At 61.9% G+C, this 23,576-nt stretch carries 24 protein-coding genes and 3 pseudogenes; 11 read left to right on the forward strand and 16 right to left on the reverse strand.

From position 1 onward, the window contains the following. Positions 1-352: 352 nt before the first annotated feature. Entirely contained in the window at positions 353-811 is a 459-nt protein-coding gene (locus tag AB7C87_RS05230) for a universal stress protein (RefSeq protein ID WP_369728341.1), read from the reverse strand. Positions 812-933: 122 nt separating this feature from the next. Between AB7C87_RS05230 and AB7C87_RS05235 the strand changes: the two genes are divergently transcribed. Further along, positions 934-1,674 carry an SDR family NAD(P)-dependent oxidoreductase gene (locus tag AB7C87_RS05235; protein WP_369728342.1) on the forward strand — a complete coding sequence of 247 codons (741 nt, stop codon included), beginning with the start codon at positions 934-936 and terminating at the stop codon, positions 1,672-1,674. Positions 1,675-2,094: 420 nt separating this feature from the next. Further along, on the forward strand, positions 2,095-2,682 hold the full coding sequence (locus tag AB7C87_RS05240; RefSeq protein ID WP_369728343.1) for a cysteine hydrolase family protein: 588 nt from the start codon (positions 2,095-2,097) through the stop codon (positions 2,680-2,682). Between the two features lie 212 nt (positions 2,683-2,894). Here the strand turns inward: AB7C87_RS05240 and AB7C87_RS05245 are convergent, their stop codons facing one another. Beyond that, positions 2,895-4,139 carry a digeranylgeranylglycerophospholipid reductase gene (locus tag AB7C87_RS05245; protein WP_369728344.1) on the reverse strand — a complete coding sequence of 415 codons (1,245 nt, stop codon included), beginning with the start codon at positions 4,137-4,139 and terminating at the stop codon, positions 2,895-2,897. Between the two features lie 355 nt (positions 4,140-4,494). On the opposite strand from AB7C87_RS05245, the gene AB7C87_RS05250 reads away from it, so the two are divergent. Continuing rightward, complete coding sequence (locus AB7C87_RS05250; protein ID WP_369728345.1) at positions 4,495-5,274, forward strand: DUF7839 domain-containing protein; 780 nt, start codon at positions 4,495-4,497, stop codon at positions 5,272-5,274. A 136-nt stretch (positions 5,275-5,410) separates the two neighbouring features. Here the strand turns inward: AB7C87_RS05250 and AB7C87_RS05255 are convergent, their stop codons facing one another. Beyond that, a complete protein-coding gene (locus AB7C87_RS05255; protein WP_369728346.1) occupies positions 5,411-6,676 on the reverse strand; it encodes an RNA-guided endonuclease InsQ/TnpB family protein in 1,266 nt (421 codons plus the stop codon). Positions 6,677-6,691: 15 nt separating this feature from the next. Further along, complete coding sequence (locus AB7C87_RS05260; RefSeq protein WP_369728347.1) at positions 6,692-7,000, reverse strand: hypothetical protein; 309 nt, start codon at positions 6,998-7,000, stop codon at positions 6,692-6,694. Positions 7,001-7,006: 6 nt separating this feature from the next. Here AB7C87_RS05260 and AB7C87_RS05265 point away from each other — a divergent pair, with 6 nt between their 5' ends. Then, complete coding sequence (locus AB7C87_RS05265) at positions 7,007-7,741, forward strand: sensor histidine kinase (RefSeq protein WP_369728348.1); 735 nt, start codon at positions 7,007-7,009, stop codon at positions 7,739-7,741. A 153-nt stretch (positions 7,742-7,894) separates the two neighbouring features. Here AB7C87_RS05265 and AB7C87_RS05270 read toward each other — a convergent pair whose 3' ends face one another. Continuing rightward, complete coding sequence (locus AB7C87_RS05270; RefSeq protein ID WP_369728349.1) at positions 7,895-8,665, reverse strand: proteasome assembly chaperone family protein; 771 nt, start codon at positions 8,663-8,665, stop codon at positions 7,895-7,897. Positions 8,666-9,409: 744 nt separating this feature from the next. On the opposite strand from AB7C87_RS05270, the pseudogene AB7C87_RS05275 reads away from it, so the two are divergent. Further along, positions 9,410-9,517: pseudogene (locus tag AB7C87_RS05275) on the forward strand (IS5/IS1182 family transposase); the annotation flags it as partial. Between the two features lie 73 nt (positions 9,518-9,590). On the opposite strand, the gene AB7C87_RS05280 reads toward AB7C87_RS05275, so the two are convergent. Next, on the reverse strand, positions 9,591-10,022 hold the full coding sequence (locus AB7C87_RS05280; RefSeq protein ID WP_369728350.1) for a hypothetical protein: 432 nt from the start codon (positions 10,020-10,022) through the stop codon (positions 9,591-9,593). A 348-nt stretch (positions 10,023-10,370) separates the two neighbouring features. Here AB7C87_RS05280 and AB7C87_RS05285 point away from each other — a divergent pair. Then, positions 10,371-10,541, forward strand: a pseudogene (locus AB7C87_RS05285) (IS4 family transposase); the annotation flags it as partial. 207 nt (positions 10,542-10,748) lie between these two features. Here AB7C87_RS05285 and AB7C87_RS05290 read toward each other — a convergent pair. The 4 genes from AB7C87_RS05290 to AB7C87_RS05305 are packed head-to-tail and all read right to left on the reverse strand — an operon-like array spanning position 10,749 to position 12,213. Further along, positions 10,749-10,928 (reverse strand): RNA-protein complex protein Nop10, encoded by a 180-nt coding sequence (locus tag AB7C87_RS05290; protein ID WP_369728351.1) that lies wholly within the window; start codon positions 10,926-10,928, stop codon positions 10,749-10,751. A 27-nt stretch (positions 10,929-10,955) separates the two neighbouring features. Beyond that, complete coding sequence (locus tag AB7C87_RS05295) at positions 10,956-11,756, reverse strand: translation initiation factor IF-2 subunit alpha (protein ID WP_369728352.1); 801 nt, start codon at positions 11,754-11,756, stop codon at positions 10,956-10,958. Then, on the reverse strand, positions 11,753-11,926 hold the full coding sequence (locus AB7C87_RS05300; RefSeq protein WP_124193832.1) for a 30S ribosomal protein S27e: 174 nt from the start codon (positions 11,924-11,926) through the stop codon (positions 11,753-11,755). The genes AB7C87_RS05295 and AB7C87_RS05300 overlap by 4 nt, the downstream gene beginning before the upstream one ends. 5 nt (positions 11,927-11,931) lie before the next feature. Continuing rightward, on the reverse strand, positions 11,932-12,213 hold the full coding sequence (locus AB7C87_RS05305; RefSeq protein ID WP_149080602.1) for a 50S ribosomal protein L44e: 282 nt from the start codon (positions 12,211-12,213) through the stop codon (positions 11,932-11,934). A gap of 232 nt (positions 12,214-12,445) precedes the next feature. Here AB7C87_RS05305 and AB7C87_RS05310 point away from each other — a divergent pair, with 232 nt between their 5' ends. After that, entirely contained in the window at positions 12,446-12,712 is a 267-nt protein-coding gene (locus tag AB7C87_RS05310; RefSeq protein WP_369728353.1) for an HAH_0734 family protein, read from the forward strand. A 71-nt stretch (positions 12,713-12,783) separates the two neighbouring features. On the opposite strand, the gene AB7C87_RS05315 is transcribed toward AB7C87_RS05310, so the two are convergent. Further along, a complete protein-coding gene (locus AB7C87_RS05315; protein ID WP_369728354.1) occupies positions 12,784-13,371 on the reverse strand; it encodes a helix-hairpin-helix domain-containing protein in 588 nt (195 codons plus the stop codon). A gap of 169 nt (positions 13,372-13,540) precedes the next feature. Then, positions 13,541-14,344, reverse strand: coding sequence for a shikimate dehydrogenase (locus tag AB7C87_RS05320; protein ID WP_369728386.1), 804 nt, complete (start codon positions 14,342-14,344; stop codon positions 13,541-13,543). Positions 14,345-14,473: 129 nt separating this feature from the next. On the opposite strand from AB7C87_RS05320, the gene AB7C87_RS05325 reads away from it, so the two are divergent. Then, positions 14,474-14,770, forward strand: coding sequence for a DUF892 family protein (locus AB7C87_RS05325; protein ID WP_369728387.1), 297 nt, complete (start codon positions 14,474-14,476; stop codon positions 14,768-14,770). A gap of 6 nt (positions 14,771-14,776) precedes the next feature. On the opposite strand, the gene AB7C87_RS05330 is transcribed toward AB7C87_RS05325, so the two are convergent. The 3 genes from AB7C87_RS05330 to pyk form a co-directional block, all read right to left on the reverse strand. Beyond that, positions 14,777-15,481, reverse strand: coding sequence for a hypothetical protein (locus AB7C87_RS05330; RefSeq protein ID WP_369728355.1), 705 nt, complete (start codon positions 15,479-15,481; stop codon positions 14,777-14,779). 100 nt (positions 15,482-15,581) lie between these two features. Then, positions 15,582-15,962 carry a DUF7312 domain-containing protein gene (locus AB7C87_RS05335; RefSeq protein ID WP_369728356.1) on the reverse strand — a complete coding sequence of 127 codons (381 nt, stop codon included), beginning with the start codon at positions 15,960-15,962 and terminating at the stop codon, positions 15,582-15,584. Positions 15,963-16,093: 131 nt separating this feature from the next. Next, positions 16,094-17,842, reverse strand: coding sequence for a pyruvate kinase (gene pyk, locus AB7C87_RS05340; protein ID WP_369728357.1), 1,749 nt, complete (start codon positions 17,840-17,842; stop codon positions 16,094-16,096). A 186-nt stretch (positions 17,843-18,028) separates the two neighbouring features. On the opposite strand from pyk, the pseudogene AB7C87_RS05345 reads away from it, so the two are divergent. Together AB7C87_RS05345 and AB7C87_RS05350 are read left to right on the forward strand one after the other, a co-directional pair. Then, positions 18,029-19,413: pseudogene (locus AB7C87_RS05345) on the forward strand (RNA-guided endonuclease InsQ/TnpB family protein). A gap of 171 nt (positions 19,414-19,584) precedes the next feature. Continuing rightward, positions 19,585-19,872: a GYD domain-containing protein gene (locus AB7C87_RS05350; RefSeq protein ID WP_369728358.1), complete on the forward strand. Its 288-nt coding sequence runs from the start codon at positions 19,585-19,587 to the stop codon at positions 19,870-19,872. A gap of 26 nt (positions 19,873-19,898) precedes the next feature. Here the strand turns inward: AB7C87_RS05350 and AB7C87_RS05355 are convergent, their stop codons facing one another. Continuing rightward, positions 19,899-20,858: a DUF7351 domain-containing protein gene (locus tag AB7C87_RS05355; protein ID WP_369728359.1), complete on the reverse strand. Its 960-nt coding sequence runs from the start codon at positions 20,856-20,858 to the stop codon at positions 19,899-19,901. 109 nt (positions 20,859-20,967) lie between these two features. On the opposite strand from AB7C87_RS05355, the gene AB7C87_RS05360 reads away from it, so the two are divergent. After that, positions 20,968-23,397, forward strand: a complete 2,430-nt coding sequence (locus tag AB7C87_RS05360; protein ID WP_369728360.1) for a serine hydrolase domain-containing protein — start codon at positions 20,968-20,970, stop codon at positions 23,395-23,397. Positions 23,398-23,576: the final 179 nt, after the last annotated feature.

A 23,576-nucleotide genomic window follows, 5' to 3' on the forward strand; every position in this document is an offset into this window, starting at 1 on the left:
TACCTGAAAGACGTCCGCCGCGACACTTAACTGCACATATTGTACTCGCCGACGAGTTCAGTTTTGGGAGACCGCTCGCTCGAGTCTCTCTGTGGAGTACCGTCGGTCAGTACCGGCGCCGGAGACTCGATAGTAGCCACTGAAAGTCAATGCACACCCGATCACACAGCTGTCGTGCGATCGGTGTGTACATAGTTTCAGCTGTTACTATCGCTGTGACCGCGAGTCGATCGTCAGACATCGATACGAAACGGCACCACGATTCCACGGCCGAACGAACCGGTATCGATGCGCGAACCGAGTACGAAATCCGAAACGGCCGTCTCGGCGGTAAGAGAAACGGGGCGGAAACCTACTCGTCGGCGCTCCGGACGAACGTCACCGGACAGGGAGCCGACAGGAGGACCTCCTGTGCGGTCGACCCGAACACCGCCTTTCCGGTCGGCGAACGCCGGCGGCCACCGACGACGACGCGGTCCGCCTCGACGTCGGTCGCAACGTCGACGATCGTTGGACCGTGTTCGCCGACCGAGCCCTGTACGCGGTACTCGACGTCGTGTTCGTCGAAGACCGAACGGAGGTCACGAACCGTCGAGTGGCGCGTCGCAACCTCGTCCGGATCGATCTCGTCGTGATCGACGTCGAACTCGAGTTGTGAGAGCACTTCGTCGTACTCCGAGTCGGTAAAGACGTGTGCAAGGACGACCGTCGCGTCCGATGGGGCCGCGACCTCGACGACCGCTTCGGCCAGTTCGTCGCTCCGTTCGGCGTCGCCAGGTCCGATGGCGAGCAGGACTGTTTCGAGTGTCATGGATCGGCTATCGCTCGGGACCTACTTAAATTCAGGACTTTTTTCGACCGAAGTCGCGGGTCGAAACCGGTCTCAACGCCCGGTTTCGAGCGATTTTTCGCCATAGTTCTCGAGGAACCCCCATGGACGGACCTGATCTCGAGGGCCAGACGGTGCTCGTCACGGGGAGCGCGAAAGGCGTCGGTCGAGAACTGCTGTTGGCGGCCGCCGACTGCGGTGCGAAGACCGCCGTCCACTATCACACGAGCGCGGACGCGGCCCGCGACGTCGCCGACGAGGCGGCCGACCGTGGCGCGTCCGAGACGACGACGGTCCAGGGGGACGTAACTGATCCCGAGAGCGTCGACGGCATCTTCGCGACCGTCGAGTCGGAACTCGGTTCCGTCGACGTCCTCGTGAATAACGTCGGCGACTTCGCGCCCGAACACTGGGAAGCGATGGACTTCGAGCGATGGAACCGGGTGCTCGAGACGAACCTGAACGGCACCTACCTCTGTTCGAAACGTGCGTTACCCGGAATGCGTGAACGCGAATTCGGACGGATCGTCAACGTCGGTTACGCCTCCTCGGAGAAGGGACTGGTGAGCGCGAAGAACTTCCCGTACTTCGCCGCGAAAGCTGGCGTCCTGATGTTTACGCGGATGCTCGCGGCGGATACGCAAGGCGACGGAATCACTGTCAACGCGATTTCGCCGTACGTCGTCGAGAACTCCGCGGAGTTTCCCGACGAGTTACCCCGGGGTCGTCCCGCGAACTTCGCGGATCTGGTCCGACCGCTGTATTTCTTTCTCGACCCCGAAAACGCGTACGTCAGCGGCGAAAATATCGAGGTCGACGGCGGGTGGCTTCCCGAAGACGTCTGATACGAACCGCTGGCGGTCAGTTCCGGCCCGATCACGTGGTGGTGTCAGTTTCGACCAGATTACAGAGTCGTTCGTGATCCGAAGGTGCTCGTGGGAAATGGTACCAACTCGTCGAACCGACGATCGAAGTAGACCGATTACTCACCGACAAATCGATTCAGAACCGAGCGTCTCGTAGCGACGGAACCGTCGTCGACGTGAAGATGGGTTGATATTAACCGGCGGGCGACGAAAGGCAAGTACGGAGAAAAGCTAAACATACATTGGTACGAAGCCCAACTCGTACGCAATGAACGACCCTGGGTTCCAGACGACAATGGACCAGGAAGCCCCCACACGACGAGTCCGGCTCACAGGGCCGCGACCGAGAGCGACGCTCGGGGAGAATCGAAATCCGGCAACCCGCGTCAGCCGGCCCCCATGACCGGATCCACACCTACCGGCGACCCGGGCGGAGGTTCGACCCTCGAGCGCACCGTGTTGATCCCGATCGACTTCCAGTGTGGGTTCGACGACGAGTCGTGGGGGTGTCGAAACAATCCGGACGCGGAACGCCGGGCCGCGACGGTGCTCTCACGGTGGCGCGCGACTGGCCGCCCCGTCGTCCACGTTCGACACGACTCGACCGAACCCGAGTCGCCACTCCGGGGGGACCGACCCGGGTTCGCGTTCAAACCGGAACTGGAACCTCGCGACGACGAACCGGTGTTCGTCAAGTCCGTCAACGGTGCGTTCGTCGACACCGACCTCGAGGCATGGCTCGAGGAACGCGGTTACGACACGCTCGTTCTCATGGGGTTGACCACCGACCACTGCGTCTCGACGACCGCACGAATGGCCGAGAATCGCGGCTTCGGCGTGACCGTCGTCGCCGACGCGACCGCGACGTTCGATCGGAGCTTCGAGGGCGAACAGTTCGACGCCGACACCGTCCATCGGACCGCGCTGGCCCAGCTCGACGGGGAGTTCGCCACGATCACCCGAGCGGCCGAGATCATCGGCCGCTGAGAGTAACTGTGAAAAACCGTTGCCGAGTAGCCGTAATCCGTCTCCGATTAGACCGATTCACCGGTGAACTCTGGATTTTTCCGTGAGGACACCGGTACGACATCAGACAGTCACACTCAGTCGATTACCCATCGATCTGTGAGCTTGTCGAACGTCGGAAACGCTTCGCGTTTGTTCGATCCCGGCGTGTTCGTCGTCGTCCAGCCTCCGACTCAATCCAGTCCACCGAGTCCGAGTTCCCAGCGAGCGAGTCTGGTAAGAAGCGGGAGATCGCTAACGCCGAGCAGTTTCGCGATCGAGCGGAGGTTCCCGTTGTTGGCGTTTGCCAGCGTCTCGTCGTCCATTCGGTTCAGATCGGACATGAGTCGGTCGTACCGGTCGTTCTCCGCGAGGTAGAGGAGTTTCGTCATCCACAGCCGATTTCGAACGTTCGGCGCGACCTCTCGGTGCCAGAGCGTATCGTACACCTCGAGGTTTGCCGCGGTCGGCTCGAGGTCGCCGTGTTTGAGACAGCTGTCGGCCGCGGCGGCCGCCATCCGGCCCGACTGCATACACTTGTTGATCCCCTCGCCCCAGAGCGGATCGACCGTCGGGACGGTGTCGCCGATGGCCATGAACCGATCGGTGTGCATCTGACCCGGCGGCTGGATGTGCGCCGAGCCGCGGTGTTGTTTCCCCTCGAGTCGCTCGGCGTTACGGAGCCGCGGGTCGGTCTCGAGCCAGTGCTCGAGGTAGTCGTCGATAGTGAAGCTCTCGCGGGCGTACCGGCTGTGGATGTCGTTTTGGATGTAACAGAGGCCGACTTTCGCCGTATCCTCGCCGGTGTGGAAGATCCATGAGTAGCCGCCGGGCGCGATCGCGTGGTCGAGCCGGAGCATCATCGCGTCGTGGAGGTCGGCGAAGCCGGGGCGGTCGATATCGATGCCCTCGAACTCGTACTCGATGCCGATCGCGTGGTTCTCGCGTTCCAGGTCGACGACGTCGAGTTTCTTCGCGAGCGGCGCGGCCGGTCCCGTCGCGTCGATCGTGATCTCGCCGTAGACCTCCTCGTCGCCGTTGTACCGGACGCCGACGATCTCGCCACCCTCGGTGATCGGCGCGGTCACGCGCGCGTCGAAGCGGTACTCGGCGCCGTCTTCCGCGCTGTCCGCGACCAGGAACCGTTTGAAGTCGGCGAACTCGAGGACGGCACCTGGCTGTTCGCGCACGTAGTGGTCTTTCGGCGACTCGAGGACGACGCTGTCGGTGTATTGCATCACCACGTCGTCGGGAATCCCGAACGATGCCATCATCGACGGGAACGTTCCCGCGGTCGATTTGTTGCTCTGGCGGGGGAACTCGTCCTCGGACTCCGTCTCGAGCACGACGACGTCGTAGCCTCTGGCAGCGAGGTCACGCGCACATTGGGCACCGGCCGGACCCGCGCCGGCGATCACCACGTCGTAGCGGTCGTTCATGCTCTCGAGACTGTATCGAACCCTAATGAGTTTGTTCAGTCGTCGCCGCGACCTCGTTCTCCGGTGGACGGGCCGTTAGACGCCCTCGAAAGCGCAGAGATCGATTGATCGGCTCGGTCAGATGTACGAGTATCACGGACGACGGCCACGACCTTCGTTCTTGGCCGTGGATCGAACGCTTCGCCGCGGACCGAACGCTTCGCCGTGGATCCCGATCGAGCGCATGCGTGGGCATCCGGCCGATCGAGGCGACCGGCCCTGACGGATCTCGACGATGCGTCTCGAATGGCCTCGAGACTGTCTTCGGCGGCGTCAACCGCGTAGCTTTTTGCTTCGCTGGTGAGAAGACTGGGATATGGTTGACGTCCTCGACAACAAGCGAGCCGCGACGCGGTTTCGGATCCTCGTGCAGATCGCCGAGCGCCAGCCCGCCGTCAGTCAGGGCGAGATCGCCGAGGAAGTCGGCGTTACGAGCCAGGCAGTCAGTGAGTACATCCGCGAACTCGTCGACGAGGGGCTCGTCGAGAAGGAAGGGCGATCGCGCTACCGCGTCACTCCGGAGGGAGTCGACTGGCTGTTCCAGACCGCAGACGACGTCCGCCGGTTCGCCGATCACGTCACCGGCGACATCCTCGACGCGATGAGCGAAGCGGCGTACATCGCCACCGACGACATCGAAGAGGGCGACACCGTCTCCCTGTTCGTCGAGAACGGCCTGCTCCACGCCCGCTCCGGCGACGAGGGGCCGGCAACCGGCGTCGCGACGACCGATGCCGAGGCCGGTACCGACGTCGGCGTCACCAGTTTCGAGGGCGTCATGGACCTCGAGCCGGGCTCCGTCACCGTTTTCCAGGTTCCAGCGGTCCGAACCGGTGGAAGCCGCGCCGTCGACTCGAGGGTCGTCGCCGACCACTGTGAGGATGCAGACTTGATCGTCGCCGCCGGCGTCGAGGCCGTCGTCGCCTGCCGCGAGGCCGGAACCGATCCCGCCGTTCCGTTCGCGGCCGGCGACATCGCCGCCGAAGGGGCCGAACGCGGTCTCGAGGTGACCGTCGTCGTCACGACCGACGAGGTGGGTCGCGTTACGGACACGTTACGTGACGCCGACGTCACCTACGAAGTGCTCGAGGGGTAGTCTCGAGGCGTCGATGCGACCGGCGAGCGGGAATCCTCGCCGATTACAGCTCCCCAACTGCGAATCCCGCCGCGCACGCGCCGTAGACGAGTACCTGTGAACCTCCTCGGGGTCAAGCCCCGAGGCTTCCCGTGGTTTAATCGGACACTCCCATGCGACCATCGGCTTGGTGGCCTCGAACGGTTGCGTGGGTCACGGTCGGCTGGTTCACACAGCCCGATGCCTGCCGTCGCAGTTTCCGAACAGTCGGTAACGTGTTGAGAGCAGGCACATTTCGATTCAACTTCTCCAATCCTTTCTTCGCAATATTCACTGCCGCATTTCGGTCAGCGTGGTCTTGCCGACCACACGCGTTGCACTTGAACCGCTTCTTCCGGCGATTCGACCGAGCCGTATGCTCACACCCAGTAAAAGAACACGTCTGGCTGGTGTAAGCCGGGTCGATCTCATCACTCGGAATCCCCTCGAACGCCGCTTTGTACGCGACGAACGAACGAAGTTTGTGAAACGGCAGGGAGTGCAACCGACGGTTCATCTGAGTACCGTAATCAATCGAATCTCGCATATGCTTGAGGTCTTCAAACACAACGAGCGGCGACTCAAATTGCTGAACCCACTCCACGATTCGTCGAGAGAGTTGGTGGAGTTGGTCGTGAACGTACCGTTCTTCCTTGTCCTCGAACACGCGGTCGAACGCTGTCTGGCCAGCGTGTTGCATCCGTTTTCGCATCGTGAAGTAGCGATGGCGCTCTTTCTTGATTTCAGGGTAGTCGATGACCATCGAATCAACGATGTCGTCTTCGCGTAGCGCTGAAAGGGCTACGCAATCCTCGTTGATGTCTACTCCCACGACAGTCTGAGCATCGTGTTTATCTTGAACCGTGGCTTCGAGATGAGTGACGTTGACGTGCAGTTCGTGATTGCCGTTACGCGTCATTGCTTCGGCGGTTCCGACACGCCAGTCGTCACTTTCGAGGGCTTGTTCGAGAAGTTTGAGGTTGTCTGGTGCGCCACGAAGTGTGCCTTTCACCGGGTTGTACGGTTTGGCACTGATTCGGTAGTGTATCCTGTCGTCTTTGAGGGAGAGGTTGTATCCCTCGGTGAAGTTCATTCGCAGCGGATATGGCCTGGTCTTCTCGTGACTGGGAGTGTTGTAGTCGTCGCGGTCGTAAGACTGCTGAAGTGCGTCGAGTGCTTTGGCGACGATGCGTTGCGTGGTGTTCTTCACAAGGTCAGCTTCGTCTTCAAGACGTGGTGAGATGTCGTCCCAGTCCATGCCGTCTTTCGCTAATTGGATGGTCTGGTTGTACACCCATCGTGCTTCGTGGTACGCTTCGGAAAGAAGTCGCTCATCACCGGATTGGAGTTGGAAGACGAGTGTCTTCGTGAGCGACTCCTCCATATCCTAACCGACGGACTACGGTGTTGTAAAGGTATGGATTAGCGTTGACAGGTTAGGCGTTGTCGGCTTCACCCTCGGGGTCAACCCCGAGACACTCGCCTTGAACCGCCTGTAGAACACGTCGGCTGTCGACCGGGCGACCGACTCTCGGAGAGCCTCCCCGACTTCGATCCCGAGACGGCGTCGGACGAACTCCTCGAGATCGAGACACCGCCGGAAGAGACGACCTACCACAGAACGCTCGTAAAACCCCTCTCCCGAGGCGGGCGGAACGTCGGCTGGGTCGTCGTTCTTCGCGACGAGACAGCACAACAGCGAGTCCAACAGCGATTGCGCCGACAGAACGAGCGGATGGAAGCGTTCACCTCGACCGTGTCACACGACCTCAGGAACCCGCTCAGCGTCGCACGAGGCTATCTCGACACCGTGGAAACCGAGGCGGACAACGACTCACTCCTCTACGTCGACGAGGCCCACGAGCGAATGGAGGAAATCATCGAGCAACTGCTGGTACTCGCCCAGGACGGGAAACGAATCGACGAACTCGAGCCGGTTTCTCTGGCGGTCGTAGCCGAGCGTGCGTGGGAAAACGTCCCGACGACCTCCGCGACGCTCTCGATCGATTTCGCCGGACTCGTCGAGGCGGATCCCATCACGTTACAACACGTCTTCGAGAACCTCTTTCGCAACGCCGTCGAACACGGTTCGACGAGCCCTCGATCGCAAACTCCCGAGGACGCCGTGGAGCACGGCTCCACGAGCCATGCAGAACCTGACGGTTCTGCAGACGCGGTCGAACACGGAGGGACCGACGTCCACGTTACGGTCGGCGAACTCGCCGACGGTTTCTCCGTCGAGGACGACGGTCCCGGCATCCCTAACCGGGACCGCAAATCAGTGCTCGAGGCCGGCTACACTACTGCCGCGGAAGGGACGGGATTCGGATTGCAAATCGTCGGGTCGGTCGTCGACGCACACGGGTGGACGTTAACCGTGACGGAGGGATCGGCCGGCGGTGCCCGCTTCGAAATCACGGGCGTCGACCGATGCCAGACTGACGACTAACACCAGCATCGACTGTCTCGATTCGTACGGACACTGTCGATCGTCGATCCGTCCGAGTTCCGTCATTTGTCGACCCGTTCGAATTCCGTCGATCGTCGGCGCTAAGAGCGGGTTTCCACTCCAAGCCCCAGCGGCTAAAATCGGCTCGAGGCGTTACCCGATATACCGGAGGTCGTCGTCCGTCGGCATCTCCATGCTCTGTTGTTGCTGTTCCATCTCCTGGATCTTGCCGATGACGTCCTCCATCTCGCCGGCGCGTTCGTCCAGTGACTCGTAATCGAGTTCGAATTCGAGGACCGCCTCGAGCACCTCGAGCACCGCGCGGGCGCTTTTCGGATCGACGAGGTAGCCGCTGGTCTCGCCCATCAGACACGCCGCCTCGAAGCCCCGGCGCTCGCCGAGGCCGAGCAGAAGTCCGGAGACGCCGACGATGCCGCCGGCGGGTTCGTCCTCGCGGAACTCGACGCCGGCGTCCTCGAGCGCCTCGAGCATCGATTCGTCGCTGACGGCGCCGACGACGGCGTACTCGTCGATGAGTTCGCCCGTCGGAACGCCGCCGAGTGCGAACGCCTCCGAGGCGCCGAACTCCTCGGCGATATCGAGGAAGGCCGTCGTCAGCACGTAGTGGCCCTCGTTGGTCTGTGCCTGGTGGTCGCCCGTCAGCACGAGAAGATCGCGTCCGTCCGGCACGGAAACGGCGGAGATCTCCGCACAGGTCAGCTCCGAGACGCCGTCCTCGATACTCACCTGCGGGGGGAACTCCCGCGAGTAGACCCGGCGAACCAGCGTACTCTCCCCCTCGAGTTCCTCGAGTACGTGATCGACTGCGAGTTTTCCGACGTGGCCGACGCCCGGCAATCCCTCGACGAGAACGGGATCGTCCAAGTCGACCTCGGCGATTTCGTCGATCTCGAGTTCGTCCATACCGTATCAGCGACTGCGACGTTTAAGAGCGCGTCGGTACTATTTTGGAATTGCACAGCCAAATACAGTAGCAGTTGTTACGATGATTCCAGAATCACGTCCAAGAGGCCACTCTTCTCGAGTTCGAGGCCCTGATAGTGGGTTTTTTGGGTTAGATCATCGTATTCCCGGATAATCGATACGACACAGCATCAACGATAGTAGAGATAGTCTCCAGAACCCCAACAATATTAATCAAGTTATTTAAAGATAGAAACAACTATATTGGCGAAAATAGTTAGCGTGAATGAATGATGATGGCTTTCATTCCTGGTGGACCATCGGACCCAATTTTCAGCGTCTTCGTTCTTGTTACGGTCCTCCTGCTATTGTTTCTGAGTTACGAACTCTACTCCGATGCAGAAGATAGAGCGTTCGATTGGCCTATTTTTTGGGCAGTATTCATACCAGTACTCTTCTTATTCGCTATTATCCCAGGCATTATTGCATTTATGATATACATCGTTAAGAGAGATGGAGTGTAGCGATATACGCCCATCAGAATAATTGAATGAGGTGATAGTAGACGGTGCTACGCCAGTATCATATCCACTAAAACAGTTTACACACCGCTCACACAGCAGTCGTACGATCGAATACAGATCGCTTTCAACGGCTACCATTGGTCTTTAGTTAGGCCTCAGCAGCCGGTTTGATGGCGGTACCGAACTGTTCTTGGAGAATCGGACGTTGCTTGTGGATCTTCTGAGCCTCGGCGATGCCGTGCGAACGCTCGGCTGGTATCGACAGTTCCGTGAAATTGTCCTCATGTTCACCGTCACAAACATAGAATCGCTGTGTGAGGCGCTCTAGCCGTGTCTTAGCATCTATTCAACGAAGCAGTCAATATTCCTCTCGAAAAGTCATCAACTGGAAGTTTGCTGAGTCACTCCTCTGGGTCATTGACGCTCACAGTGACGCGATACGTTCCACCATGTGGATCAACAGAGAGCTGATATGAACCACTCTGCTCGGCGGTGTGGGGCTCGTTCGTATTACCAGCGGTATCAAAACGCGTGTCGATTACCTCCGTTCCATTCGGGTCACTGAGTGTCATTTCTCCTCGTCGATTGCCTTCCGATTCGGGGTCGACCCGGATCATTATATCTGCGCCAGCGTCCGCATCGAACGAAAGTGAACCTGGATTGTTGCGGAATTCTTCGGAAATAGCCTGATCTCCCGGCAGATCAATCATACCTTGATCGGCCAGAAATCCGACAACGACGATAATAATGCCCGTACCACCAACCACAATGTAGGAGAGAAAATCCCGACGATCCACGCTTATGACCTCCCTGATCGTCTCGGTACCTGACACATAAACACTATGACGCACAAATCACATATATATGTTTCTACCGCCAGAGGTATCCTCCGTATGTTTCACGTCGGGTTCAACTGCTTTGTTGACTCGATGGAAACGCTGCTACTCCATGAGAACGTGAAACAAGATATGGGGCACAAGAGACCGACGGATTTCACGTGCCACAGAGCACGTTCTGTTGACTGGTCCGTGTGCGAAAGAAGTCGAGTCATGGGCGTGACAACCCGGATACCGCGGGATAGTGTCAAGTTCGGAATCAGTCAGGTGTCTCTCCAGCTGTCCCTGCTGATTACTCTTCATTACAGTCGGTACGCTTTCATAGGGGTCAAAGCTTTCGCAGACCACTCCCGGTCGCACGCCCAACTCATCCTTGCTGAACTTGGTGAGTATCTTGGGTACTCACCGCCGCCTCTGTTGGAACGGCTGGTCGAAGACGCACCAATGATCCACAAGCAACGACCAATCTTACAGGAGAGGTTCGCTACCGCTACGCAACCGAGGTGTGAGGCCTAACTAAAGACCAATGCAACGGCTACTATAGTAACAACTGCACCGATTTACACACTGATCGCCAGACGTATCGGCGATCAGGTGTGCAATGACGTGCAGTGGCTACTATCCGTTCAGTCTTCGATTGTGCGGGTGAAAAGTCCCGGTACGGAGGTCAGCCGACAGCACAAACTCCGTGAGTTGAGGAGGACAACACGACAGTCGGGGAAGTTATGACTGCCGTTTCCGAAGCGCACGCCGATACTCGCCGTACCGGTCCTCGGGATCGAACGGTGCCGGAGCGCTGTTTTCGGTCTCGCCGCCGCAGTCCGGACACTCCGAAGAAAGACTGTAGACCGGACGGTCGTGTCGCTCGCGCCACGCCGAACACACCCGGATATCTGATTTCATTGCTCGAGAGTCGATATCGGTCGGACGTTACTCGTCGTCGGTTCGTCGCTCGCGGTGGAACTCGCCGTCGCCGTCGTGACCTTCGATGGCAGTGACCGCCCGCTGGGCGCTCTCCTCGAGTTGGGCCTCGGCGGTCTTGTAGTTCGGCGCTTTGACCTTGATCCGGTACTCGGGTGCGCCGACGTAGCTGACCTCGAGTTCGACCTCGTCCGGAATGCCGCCGTTACCCTCGGCGGCCTCGAGCGCGTCGCGGATGCCGTCGACGCCGGTCGGCGAGGGGTTCTCCAGGTCGACGTAACCGGTGACGTTGACGTACGGCACCGAGACGTTCTCCCGGGCGGTTTCGACGATCGAGGTGATCTCGTCGGCCTCGAGGTCGGTGCTCGAAAGCGCTTCCTCGCCGTGGATCGCCGCCTGTTTGAAGCCCTCGTAGAGGCCTCCGTGGGCACCGATCAGTTCGTTCGCGATCGCGGTGTACGTCTCGTCGTCGATTCCCTCGGCGACCGCCAGATCCATCCAGTTGTCGGCCTTCTGCTCGTTTTTCCACTGCTGGATCTTCTCCGAGCGCTGGTGGTCGTTGACGTCTTTGAGCGAGAGATCGATCTGCTCGTGGCCTTCGTCGACGTCTAACACCTTACAGACGACGATCTGGCCCTCGCGGACGTGATCGCGGACGTTCTTGATCCAGCCGCTTGCGACCTCCGAGATGTGGATCAAGCCACGTTTGTCCTCGTACTCCTCGAGATCGACGAAGACGCCGAAGTCTTCGATCTCGTCGATCTTGCCGACGACGAGTTCGCCGGGATCTGGCCAGCCGCTGTATTTCATCGTGACTCGACTGTTTCGAGGATCTCGTGTTCGATCTCGGCTTTGCCTCCCGTCGGGCGGGCAAGCGTCGTTCCGCAGACGGCACAGGCGACCTCGGTGGAGGCCTTGCCGAAGACGGTCTGTTCGTTCTCGCAGTCACCGCATCGGACGCTGTAGAAGTTTCCTGCCATTGAAATCACTCCTGGAACTCGAGTCGGCCGGTTCGCCACCCTTCGCGGAGGTGGGCTCTGCCACACTCGCTGCAGCGGTACTTGAGGTCGGTCTTCTTGGTCGGCTTCTCGCCGGCCGGGACCTTCGAGAAGCGACCCGAGTTACCGATCGACGCGGAGTTACGCTTCGTTCGGCGAGCGTCCCACTTCATACCCGAGGAGCGGCCGGTTCGGGCCTTCTCGACTTCGTGTTCGTGGTGTTCGTGGCAATGCGGACAGTACGTATTGAATCGGCGTGGCATCTGCATGGTTATCTCACTTGCGGTGGGCTAAGATAGCGCCGTTTAAAACCCGTTTGGTTCGTCGTCGTCCGACGACGGCACGGATGGGCCACGTTGTCATACGATTTACTGGAAGTCAGTTCCGGCACAACTGCCGCCCGGGTCGCGGTTGTGCCGGTACATCGGTACAGTAATCCGTATCAGTCGCCGCCACGTCGCGGTCGAAGCGTTTAATCCGCCCTCTTTCGAACCTTCGCGTATGAAACAGCTCATCATCCACGGGGACCCCGGCATTCGTTCGGGCGCGATCATCGAGTACGAGGGCGAGGAGGTGGTCTGTTTCGGGATCAATCGAAACGGCGAGTGGAACGGTCCCGAGGAGATCCAACTGTGGTGTACCGTCGGCGAGGAAGACGAATACGAGGATTACGAACGCCGAAACTACATTCCCCACTTCCTCGAGGTCGACCGCGTCGACGCCGAGGACGTCGCCGTGATCCGGGCGAAAGCCGACCTCGCGGTCTGACCGCATCCGTCGGCATCGCCCAATCATCCTGACCCGCGACCGAGTGAACGAACTCGAGTCCGCGAACGAGCCTACCGGACTTCGGCCCGGTCGATCCAGCCCTGAAGTCGTTTTTCGGAGATATCGGTCTGCTCGGCCAGTTCACCGGCATCGGCATCGGCGAGATTCGCGACCGTCTCGACGCCGGCGTCGGCCAGACGATCGGCGTACGCCGGACCGATGCCCTTGATCGAGTCGACCGGCTCGCTCGGTTCGTCGTCCGTTTCCTCGGGCGAAATTTCGTCGTCCGTTCCCTCGAGAGAGGACTCGTCGTCCGTTTCCTCTGGGGAGAGTTCGGAAACGTCCTCGGCCGGCGGCTCGTCCAGCGTCTTCTCTTCGGTCGGTGTCGCGTCCGTCTCCGCCGGTCCGGTCGCTTCCGCCGGCTCGGCAGCTTCGTCCGGTTCGTCCGGCGGTTCCATCACCGAATCCGTCGAGCCGGCCGCCGTCGAGCCCGCGGCGGCCGGCTCGTCGTCCGGCGACGCCGCTGTCGTCCCATCCCCCGCTTCGCCCTCGCTCGAGCGCTCGCGTTCGACCGTTACTCCGACGTCTCGAGTCTCCCGCGACTCCGACCCCGAGTCGTCGAGCCCCAACAGTGACTTCAGCGTTTGGAGGAATCCCATTGGGTAGAGATACTCGTTTGCTGCACTTAAAATCGTCCGATGTGAAACATTGTCGACCGTCGATCCGCAGTGAGCCGCGAACCCGCGTGTGTTCCCTCGCGGTCACCTCCGTTGTGACGTCGACCCAATCGAGATGGACGACGAGCGTCGGCGAGGACTGGTCCGGGCCCTACAGTCGCGACCGTAACGCCTCGTTCATCGCCTCGACCGGCACGTCCGCCCCGGTCCACAGCTCGATCGCCTCGACCCCCTGGTAGAGTAACATCCACGCGCCGTCGACCGTCGTCGCGCCCGCGGCCGCGGCGTCGGACAACAGCCGCGTCTCGAGCGGGCGGTAGACCGCGTCCATCACCGCGAGATCGGCGTGAAGCGCATCCGCCGGGACGGGCGTCGCGTCCGCTTTCATGCCGACGCTCGTGGCGTTGACCAGCACGTCGGCGTCTGCGAGCAACGCCTCGAGATCGTCGAGCCCCTGTCCCGTCGCGTCGGGAATCTCCCCTGCGAGATCGTGGGCGGTCGAGACCGTCCGGTTAGCGATCGAAACCGTCGCACCCGCGTCGGCGAGTCCAAAGGAGATCGCGCGGCCGGCACCGCCCGCCCCCACGACGACCGCGCGGGCGTCCTCGAGTACGACGTCGTGATTCCGTAACGCGCGAAGCGTCCCGATCGCGTCCGTGTTATGGCCCGTCGGTTCGCCCGGTGCCGAGAAGTCGATCGTGTTCACCGCGCCGATTCGGGCGGCCAACTCGTCCGGATCGACGAACTCGAGGACGTCCCGTTTGAACGGAATCGTCACGTTCAATCCGGTGATGCCGAGCGCCTCGGCGCCCTCGATCGCCGCCCCCAGGTCGTCGGGATCGGGTTCGAAGGTGACGTACCGCGCCTCGAGGTCGAGTTCGTCGTACGCCGCCTCGTGCATCGGCGGCGACAGCGAGTGGCCGACCGGATTACCCACCAGACCGAAGACGTCCATTGCCATCGCTCCCACCTCCGAACGGGACGACTATAATCCGTTTGACTTCGGCGGGACGCGTCAACTGCCTCGGGGTCGACCCCCGTGGCATCCGCCTCGATTATTCTGTGAAGGCCGCGACTCGAGCCGATCTTCGACGCGATCGAAGCCGAAGTCGAGCCGGGGACGATCGAGAACACGGTACTCGACGGGCTCCGCGGTGAACGCGAGGAGGTGATCGCGGACCTACGGGATCCGATCCTGGGCGATCTGATCGAGGCGGAACTCGGCCGCGCAATCGAACGATTCGAGATCACGAAACTCGAGACGCTACTCGCGCTGGCCGATCGGATGGAGCTCCCATCGGCGGTCGTCGATCCGCTCGAGAGGACGAAAGCCGAAGCGGAGAACGGTCTCGAGGAGCACCAGGAGTTGACCGAAATCTGACGACGGTTAACCCGTCGAGAGCCCGTTTGCCTCGAGTTCCGTTCGTCGATCCGCCTCGTCAGTGAACCGCCACCAGGCGATCCGATCGATCTCGAGGGGCCGGTACGTCGAGACGAACGACAGCCACTCACAGGAGGCGATCGTCAGCCGATCGGTCGTCGTCTCGAGCGGCGAGTGCTCGAGTTCGGCGTCGACGGCCTCGACGAGCGCCGTAACCGTTGGATCGGGCGTCACCGCGTCGACGCCGGCCAGTTGTCGGAGATACTGGAAACTCGAGGGGCCGACGCCGGAGATCGAGCCGATCGGATCCGCCTCGTGTCGGTACTGGTCGGCCTCCGCGGCCCACCCTCGCAGGGCGGCCAGATCGTCGTCCTTCGGTCGGTTCGCGAGGACGGCGGCGGCCTCGAGTAACACGTGACGTTTCCGGCGCGCGCCGAAGGCCGCGACGAGGTCGTCGTCCTCGAGCGAGAGCGCGGCGAGATCGGCGAAGCCGTCGACGCGACCGGTCGCGACGAACGCCTCGCGAAACCGGGAGACGGTCGGCTTGATGCCGTCGGCGAACCGCTGTCCGGTCGTCGCGGCCGCGGCTTCGGCGACGAGCAAGCGGGGATCGTCGCCGGTCCACCGATCGAACTCGAGAAACGGGGTGACGAGTTCCTGGACGGGGACGTCCTCGGCGTATCGATCGAGAACCGGCTGGACCGAATTCATGCCTACGCCACGACATATCACACGGCGTGCGTATAGCTGTGTCGACCGAACGGACCGTCCGCTGTCGATCTGGAAACGGTGATCGACGGGCGAGAGGATACTAGAACAGAAGCGAGATCACGTGGAAGATCACGAGGATCATCGCCATCACGCCGAGGAGAACGAACAGCACGTTCTCGATGCTGGGATCGCCGGACTCGATCGGGGTCGAACTGGGTTCGGGCGCGTACACCTCCTCCTCCTCGTCTTGCTCGTCGTCCGGTTCGGGCTCTCCCGAGAGGTCGATCGGTATCCGTTCACGCTCCGGGCCGGATTCGACGTCGCCGGTCGTCGAGCCCTCTCGCTCACTCGAGTCGCGCCCCCATCCGGGGTCGGCGTCGGTTCCGGATCCGGCTTCCCCGAAGGAACCGAAACCGTCCGACCCAGAACTGGGCGCTCGAGAGCCCGTCTCGTCGTCGACGCCGGACGAGTCGTCTGCCATACCGAGTTCTACTGGACGGATCGACAAAAGTCCGCGGTCCCGCGTCGACGTCGTACGGATTACTGTCCCGACGTACCGGTGAGCGCCACCCAGGTCGCGGTCTCACCAAGAATAATCGACAGTAACCCGTATCATACCCGGTCGCCGGTGTCGCCGCCGTAGACGACGCCGCGTTCGGCATCGAGCGTCACGGTCGTCCCCGAGTCGGTCTCCGCGACGTCGGCGCCGCTTATCATCGGAATGCCCATCTCTCGAGCCACGAGCGCCGGGTAGCCGGTCATCCCGCGCTGGGCGTTGACGATGCCGCCGATCTTCGTGACGTCGCCGGCGAACTCGTCGTCGAAGTCCGCCGGAAGTGCGAGGATCGCGCCGTCGGGAACGTCCGCTAGGTCGCCGTCGCCGACGTGCTCGAGCGGTCCAGTCGACCGACCCTCGACGACGACCCGGCCGGTCGTCAGCGCCTCCGCGGCGACGTGAACCTTCAGCATGTTCGTCGTGTTTGCCCCCTCGAGTTCAGTCATCATGCCACAGAGGACGACGACGGTGTCGCCGCTCTCTGCGATGCCCGCTTCGAGCGCCGACTGGACGGCCTTCTCGACGACGGCGTCGGCTCCCTGGTCGGAGACGCGGGCGTAAAGCGGCGTCACGCCCCACGAGAGCGCGAGGCGACGGCGGATCTCGTGGCGTTGCGTCGAGGCGACGACCGGGACGCCGGGTCGGTACTTCGCCGTCTTCAACGCCGTGTAGCCGGACTCGGTCGCGGCGACGACGGCGTCGGCGCCGATGTCTCGCGCGAGAAATCGCGCCGATCGGGCCAGCGCGTCCGTCCGCGCCTCGCCGGCCGAGGGAACTCGTTGCTCGAGTAACTCGGCGTACTCCGCGGAGTTCTCGACTTCGGTGACGATGCTGTCCATCGCATCGACGACGGCGACGGGGTGGTCGCCGATCGCGGTCTCGCCCGAGAGCATGACCGCGTCAGTGCCGTCGAGGACGGCGTTGGCGACGTCCGAAGCCTCCGCGCGCGTCGGGCGACGGGCGTGGACCATCGAGTCGAGCATCTCCGTCGCCGTGATGACCGGCAGTCCCTCGTTTCGGGATTTTCGGATGATCCGCTTTTGGATCATCGGGACGTCTTCCATCGGACACTCGACGCCCAAGTCGCCACGAGCGACCATGATCCCGTAGGAGGCCTCGATGATCTCGTCTAAGTTCTCGACGGCGCCCGCGCGTTCGATCTTCGAGATGATGGGGATCTCCGCGCCGAGTTCCTCTAACACCTCGCTGACTTCGTAGACGTCCTCGGCGTCGCGGACGAAACTCGCGGCGACGAAGTCGACTTCCTTCTCGGCGGCCAACTCGAGATCGTCGCGGTCTTTCTCGGTGACAATATCGAGGTCGAGATCGACACCCGGAACGTTGACTCCCTTCCGGCCGCCGAGTTCGCCGCCGGTGTCGACGTGAGCTTTGACGGTGTCTCCGTCCTGTTCGATCACGGTCGTCTCGATCAATCCGTCGTCGAGGAGGACGCTGTCGCCCTCGCCAACCGGATCGATCGGCAACGAGAGGCCGACGGTTTCGGGCGTACTCGCCTCACCCTCGACGAATCGGATCTCCGATCCGGTCTCGAGCGTGACCGTCTCGCCCTCGGGAAGCGGCGCCGTCCGGATCTCGGGACCCTGCATATCGAGCATGACCGCGACGGGTTCCTCCCGGTTTTCGTCGACGGCTCTCACCCGGTCGACGAGTTCGGCTCGATCTTCGGGGCCCCCGTGGCTCGCGTTGAGGCGTGCAACGGACATACCGGCGTCAGCGAGTTCCCGGATCGTCCGGCGGTCGTTCGACGCCGGACCCAGGGTACAGACGATCTTCGCGTTTCTCATGGCTCGGGGTAGCGCGAGCACGGGCAAAAAGATGTGTGACTTACAGGGAGTACAGGCGAAATCCCACGGCTTTAGCCGTGCGGATGAAGCCGTCACTGCTGAATCAGTCCACGGTTCATAGCAGGCAAGATATTCCACACTGCATACACACATAATTATAAGTCAACAGAAAAACATTGCTTACGTATGGCGAAAACGGTCGTCACCCGCACTTACACTGCCGCTATTCGGAATCAGTCACAGGTGCGGGACGACCTTGACGCCGCCGGGTTCGCCGCCAGTAAACTCTGGAACGTTATCAGACTACGTCTGATAGCCCGTGAGACGTAGTCTCACGACGTCGGACGGTGGGTCTGTGACCGTGTATGGTCAGAAATCAGTCATATTCCGAGTCACAGTGAACTCACTTCGTATCTCAAGTCCCACGAACGCTATGGTGATCTGCATTCGCAGTCAAGTTCGTTCGAAAATCTTTGATTTTCGTGATGCCAAAAATCTTTGATTTTTGAGCACAGCGAGTTTTACAAGAACTGGCTGAGGCGTTCACGTCGTGGTACAGGAAACGACAGAACGGAGATACACGAGCGAATCCGCCGAAGTACCGCAAACACGGTAACGAACACCCGCGAAGTACAGTCACGTTCAAGAATCAAGGCTTCCGGATTGACACGGAGTATAACCGTGTCCGCCTCAGCAAAGGCCGGAACATGAAGCCGTCGCTGTACGCCGCCGACTACATTCTCTGCGAGTACCAGACACGACCCAACGTCGATCTCTCCGGTGTTGAAAGCGTCCAGCAGGTTCGAGCGGTCTGGAACGGTGATAAGTGGGAGTTGCACTTCGTCTGCAAAGTCGAAATTGAAGTGTCCGAAGCCCCCGGTGAGAAGACAGTGGGCGTCGACCTCGGAGTCAATAATTTCGCCGCACTCGCCTACGAAAACGGTCACGCCGAGTTGTACCCGTTGAACTGCCTGAAACAAGACGACTACTACTTCAGCAAGCTGATTGCGAAGTGTGACGACTCGACCTCTGAAAAAGCCACACGGTTGAACCGGAAGAGGTCGGATCGCAGAACCCACTACCTCCACACACTCTCGAAACACATCGTTGAACGATGTGTGGACGAAGCTGTTGGAACAATCGTGGTGGGCGACCTCTCCGGAATTCGTGAAGATGAAGAGAACGGTGAGTCAAAGAACTGGGGCAAACACGGCAATCTCGACTTGCATTCGTGGGCGTTCGATCGCTTCACAGACCTCCTTGAATACAAGGCGGAAATGGAGGGTATCACGGTTGAGGAAGTGTCCGAACGTGACACGTCGAAATCGTGTTCGTATTGTGGGCGGAAACGTGACGCAAACCGTGTCGAACGTGGGTTGTACGTGTGCGATGACTGCGGTACGGTGGCGAATGCTGATGTGAACGGTGCTGAGAATATTCGTCAGAAAGTAACTCCGAGTCTCGCCTGTGATGAGGGAGATAGGAGTAACGGCTGGTTGGCACAGCCATCGACGTACTTGTTTGACAAGGAAACTGGCGCATTCGCGCCTCGAGAACAGGTCACGTCGTAGACCGTAATATCCCAACGTGGGAATCCCACGGCTTCAGCCGTGTGGAGGATGTCAATCGGTATCGAATACGTCTTTTCGACGGCCGTCCAGCGCCATCCGGCCGCGCCGGCCGTACGTACCATTCTCTTGCCACGACAACTGTTTTCCGTTCGTTCGTCGTGGCTCTCACCCATGCCAACGTACGCATCACTGATCGAACTCGAGGACCGGACCGTCCAGAACGCCCAGGAGCTCGCGTCGATCTGGGGTGAGATCAGAACGGAGTTCGACCAGCACAACGCCACGCTCGTGGACTCCTACGCGATCCTCGGCGAACACGACTTCCTCATCGTCTTCGAGGCGGACGACCGCGAAGCGGCGTTTAAGTCCGCCCTGACTCTGCGCCGACACGGCCTCTCCGGACAGACGATGGAAGTCGTCGACACCGACTCGTTCTCACAGTTGGTCGACGAGATCTGATCGCTGGCGACCGACACGTCCCCAGCTCAGCGGTCGGCGTCGTATCGATCCACCTCGACGACCGTGACGGCGTCGTCTACGACCGCCTCGAGCCGATCGCCCTCGAGTTCGACGTCGAGACGGAGCCGACGGGGCTCCTCGCTCACGACGGTCACCGCGTCGTCGTCGATAAACGGAAGCGTCCAGAAGCGCCGCTCGGTGAGGTCGATCCCGCGCTCCCAGCAAAACGAGATCGCCGCGGGGTGGACGAGAAGGACGACCCCGACGTGTGAGCCACCGAGCGGTCCACACTCCGGACAGCTCGCGGTGAACGAGTGTCGCCAGTAGCCGCTCCCGTCCGGCTCGAGCGAGCGGTCGACTCTCGCGTGGCAGTACGGGCAAATCCCCTCGAGGATGCGCTCGATCGTCCCCCGCCACAGAGTCGACGTCACGTCGAGCAGAGCGTCCATCCTCATCCCCCGGTCGGCCGCGCCGGTCGGGCGGACCGCATGGGCGTACAGCGTCGTCTCGCTACGCCGAAGTTCGACGACACTATCCTCGTAGACCGCTTTCAGGGGCTCTGTACGCCGGCTCCCGGCCCTATCGTCGTCATCGCAGTCCTCGAGGACGACCGGGCCACGGGGATCGTGGGATCGCCAGGCATCCATGTCGATCACCTTCGCGATCTCGAAGCCGGCGAACGTCAGCCGGTAACCGTCTTCGTCCGCGCTCTCGTCTCCCGTTCGGGTTCCGGTGGCGGTCGTCCCACGCTCGAGAAACTGACCGTCGAGCTGGCGCAGGTGGTAGTTGAAGTTTCCCTTATCTCGGACGCCGACCGCCTCGCGAAGCGTCGAGTACGAGACCGTCGCGTCCCGCGCATTCGATCCTCGCGTTCGGTCGTACAGCACCCGAAGGATCTCGAGGCGCGTCTCGTTACCGAGAGATTTGAACGGGTCTACGGGGCGATTCGACGCGTTTTGTTCGTGCGTTTCGTCCTGTTTCGACATCGGTGACTCACCTGTTTCGACGGCGAGTGGCCGTCGATCGCACTCGTCAGGAGTAAACTATTGCTCCCAATACATATGCGCCTCCCTCGAGAAGCCAGAGGTACGATCGATGTCGAATGGACCATCGCGCAGACGTGTACTCGCGGGATCGGCCCTCCTCGGAACGACGGCACTCGCCGGCCGGCTCCCCCGCGACGCGGCCGCCGCCCCGACGAAGTCGCCGAACGCGGAACGGACGCCCTCCGACACCGCTCCGGAATCTGTGGCGGCCGAAACGTCCTCCGCCGGCCGAATCGGTATACAGCCACCTCAGGAATTCGACCTCGAGGGCCTCGAGTCGTTCGTCGACGAGCGAATGGACGACCTGCTCGAGGCTCACGACGTCGTCGGCGCGTCGGTCGCCGTCGTCCACGACGGCGCCGTCGAGCACCTGGCGGGGTACGGGCGGGCCGACACCGAGGACGGAACTCCCGTCGACCCCGCAGAGACCGGCTTTCGGATCGCGTCGGTCTCGAAGCCGATCGTCTGGACTGCCCTGATGCAACTGATCGAGGACGGGGAAATCGATCCCGACGAGGACGCCCGGAACTACCTCGAGTCGGTCTCGATCCCTGAGACGTACGACGAGCTGATCACGGTCGCCCACCTCGCGACCCACACGGCCGGCTTCGAGGAGCGAGCCCGCGGCACCTGGGTCGTCGACCCCGAGGACCTGCGGCCGTTGCCGGACGTACTGGACGAAGAACAACCGGCGCGGGTCCGGCCGCCGGGTGAGGTCGCCGCCTACTCGAACTACGGAACCGCGCTCGCGGGCCAGGTCGTCGCCGACGTCGCCGACACCAGCTTCGAGACGTACGCGGCCGAGAACGTCTTCGCCCCCCTCGGAATGGCGTCGACGACGTTCGACCAGCCCGTCCCCGACGCGTTCGACGCGACCGTGGCGACCGGGTACACGGCGTTCGCAGGGACGACCCAACCCGTTCCCGACCTCCTCCTCGAAATCGGCCCCGCCGGCGGGGCGACGTCGACGGCCGCCGATATGGCACAGTTCCTCCGCGCACACCTCGAGGGCGGCGCGGTCGGCGGCGACGCGGACGATATCGGGAACGGGACGACCGACGAGGCGGACGGGACGGATGCCGACGGGCGAATCCTCGAGTCCGAGTCGGTCGACGCGATGCACGAGCGGTGGTTCTCCCACCACGAGGCGATCGACGGCGTCGGCTTCGGGCTGATCGAGGGCGAGCGAAACGGCGTCCGAACGCTCGAACACGACGGCGCGATCCCCGGCTCGTTCACCAGCTTCTTCCTTCTGGTCCCCGGCTACGATCTCGGAGTGTTCGTCGCGACGAACACGAATACCGGCGCACTCGCGACCGGCGAGTTCCTCGAGGCGTTCTTCGACGAGTACCTCCCAGGGACGGCGAACGGACCGGAAGACGGCGGTGATGGCGAGACAGACGGCAACGAACCCGGGGCGGACGGCAACTCGCTCGAGCCCGACGGCCAACCCGACCGCGCCGACGAACTCGAGGGCACCTACCGCGGCGTTCGGGTTGCGGAGACCTCCCACGCTCGGCTCTCGACGACGGCCCAGGCCGGGTCGGTCGACGTCTCCGTCGACGAGGAGGGATATCTCGTCACCGACTTCGGCGGCGGCCCGGACCGCTGGGTCGAACGCGAGCCCCTCGTCTTCGAGGCCGTCGACGACGACGACACGCTCGCGTTCCGCGAGGTAACCGGCGAGATCCGATACCTCTGTCTGGGCTTTCACGCGTTCGAGCGGGTCTCCCGCCTCGAGTCGCTCTCTACGCACGGTGGTCTCGCGGCGGCGACGACCCTCGGGATGCTCTCCGGCATCGCGGTCTGGCCGCTCTCCTGGGCGAAACGACGATTCGTCGACCCTCCCACCGACGGGCACGAAAACGCCGCCAACGCCGATCGTGTGGACGTCGATCGCGACGACATCGACTCGAGTCGCGAGGACGAACGCCGAGACTCGAGTGAAATCTCGTCCGAAAGCGACTCCAGTGGTTCGGCCGAGACCACGTCGAGAAGTGACTCCGGTCGCTCGGCCGAGACCACGTCGGGAAGCGATCCCGGTGGCTCGATCGAGCGCACGCGAGCGGGAGAAACCCGCGGTGCGAGCGTCGACGCTACGAACGGAGACGAGACGGTGGACGGATCGGCGGCCGACTGGCGCTCGAGGCTAACACCCTCCCCGACGGCCCGTCCGCGGTGGCTCGTCGCGGGCGTCGTCGCCTGCCTGTTCGGGTACGTCCTCGGTGTCGTCGTGCTGGCGTTTTTCGTCTACCCGTACACGCTGTTCAGCAGGCCGCCGTTCGTCTACGACCTGCTCTCGGTGTTGCCGATCATCGGCGCGGTCGGAACGGTCGCGGCCGCGGGGTACGCCGCCCTCGTCTGGCGCGATGGGTACTGGGGCCGACTCTCGAGGATTCACTACGCCGTCGTGGTCGCCAGCGCGGCGGGCTTTTGCTGGTTGCTCTGGTACTGGAACTTCCTCCGCTTCCCGTTCTGACCGGTTGAGCCGTTCTGGCGACGCGATACCGGTTTCCGGTTTGATCTACCCGAGACCACAACTCGAGCAGTTCGGATACTCGAGAGCAGGACTCGAACAGCCCGGATACTCGAGAGCAGGACTCGAACAGCCCGGATACTCGAGAGCAGGACTCGAACAGCCCGGATACTCGAGAGCAG

It is taken from the genome of Natrarchaeobius versutus (assembly GCF_041205745.1).
Classification (GTDB): Archaea; Halobacteriota; Halobacteria; order Halobacteriales; family Natrialbaceae; genus Natrarchaeobius; species Natrarchaeobius versutus.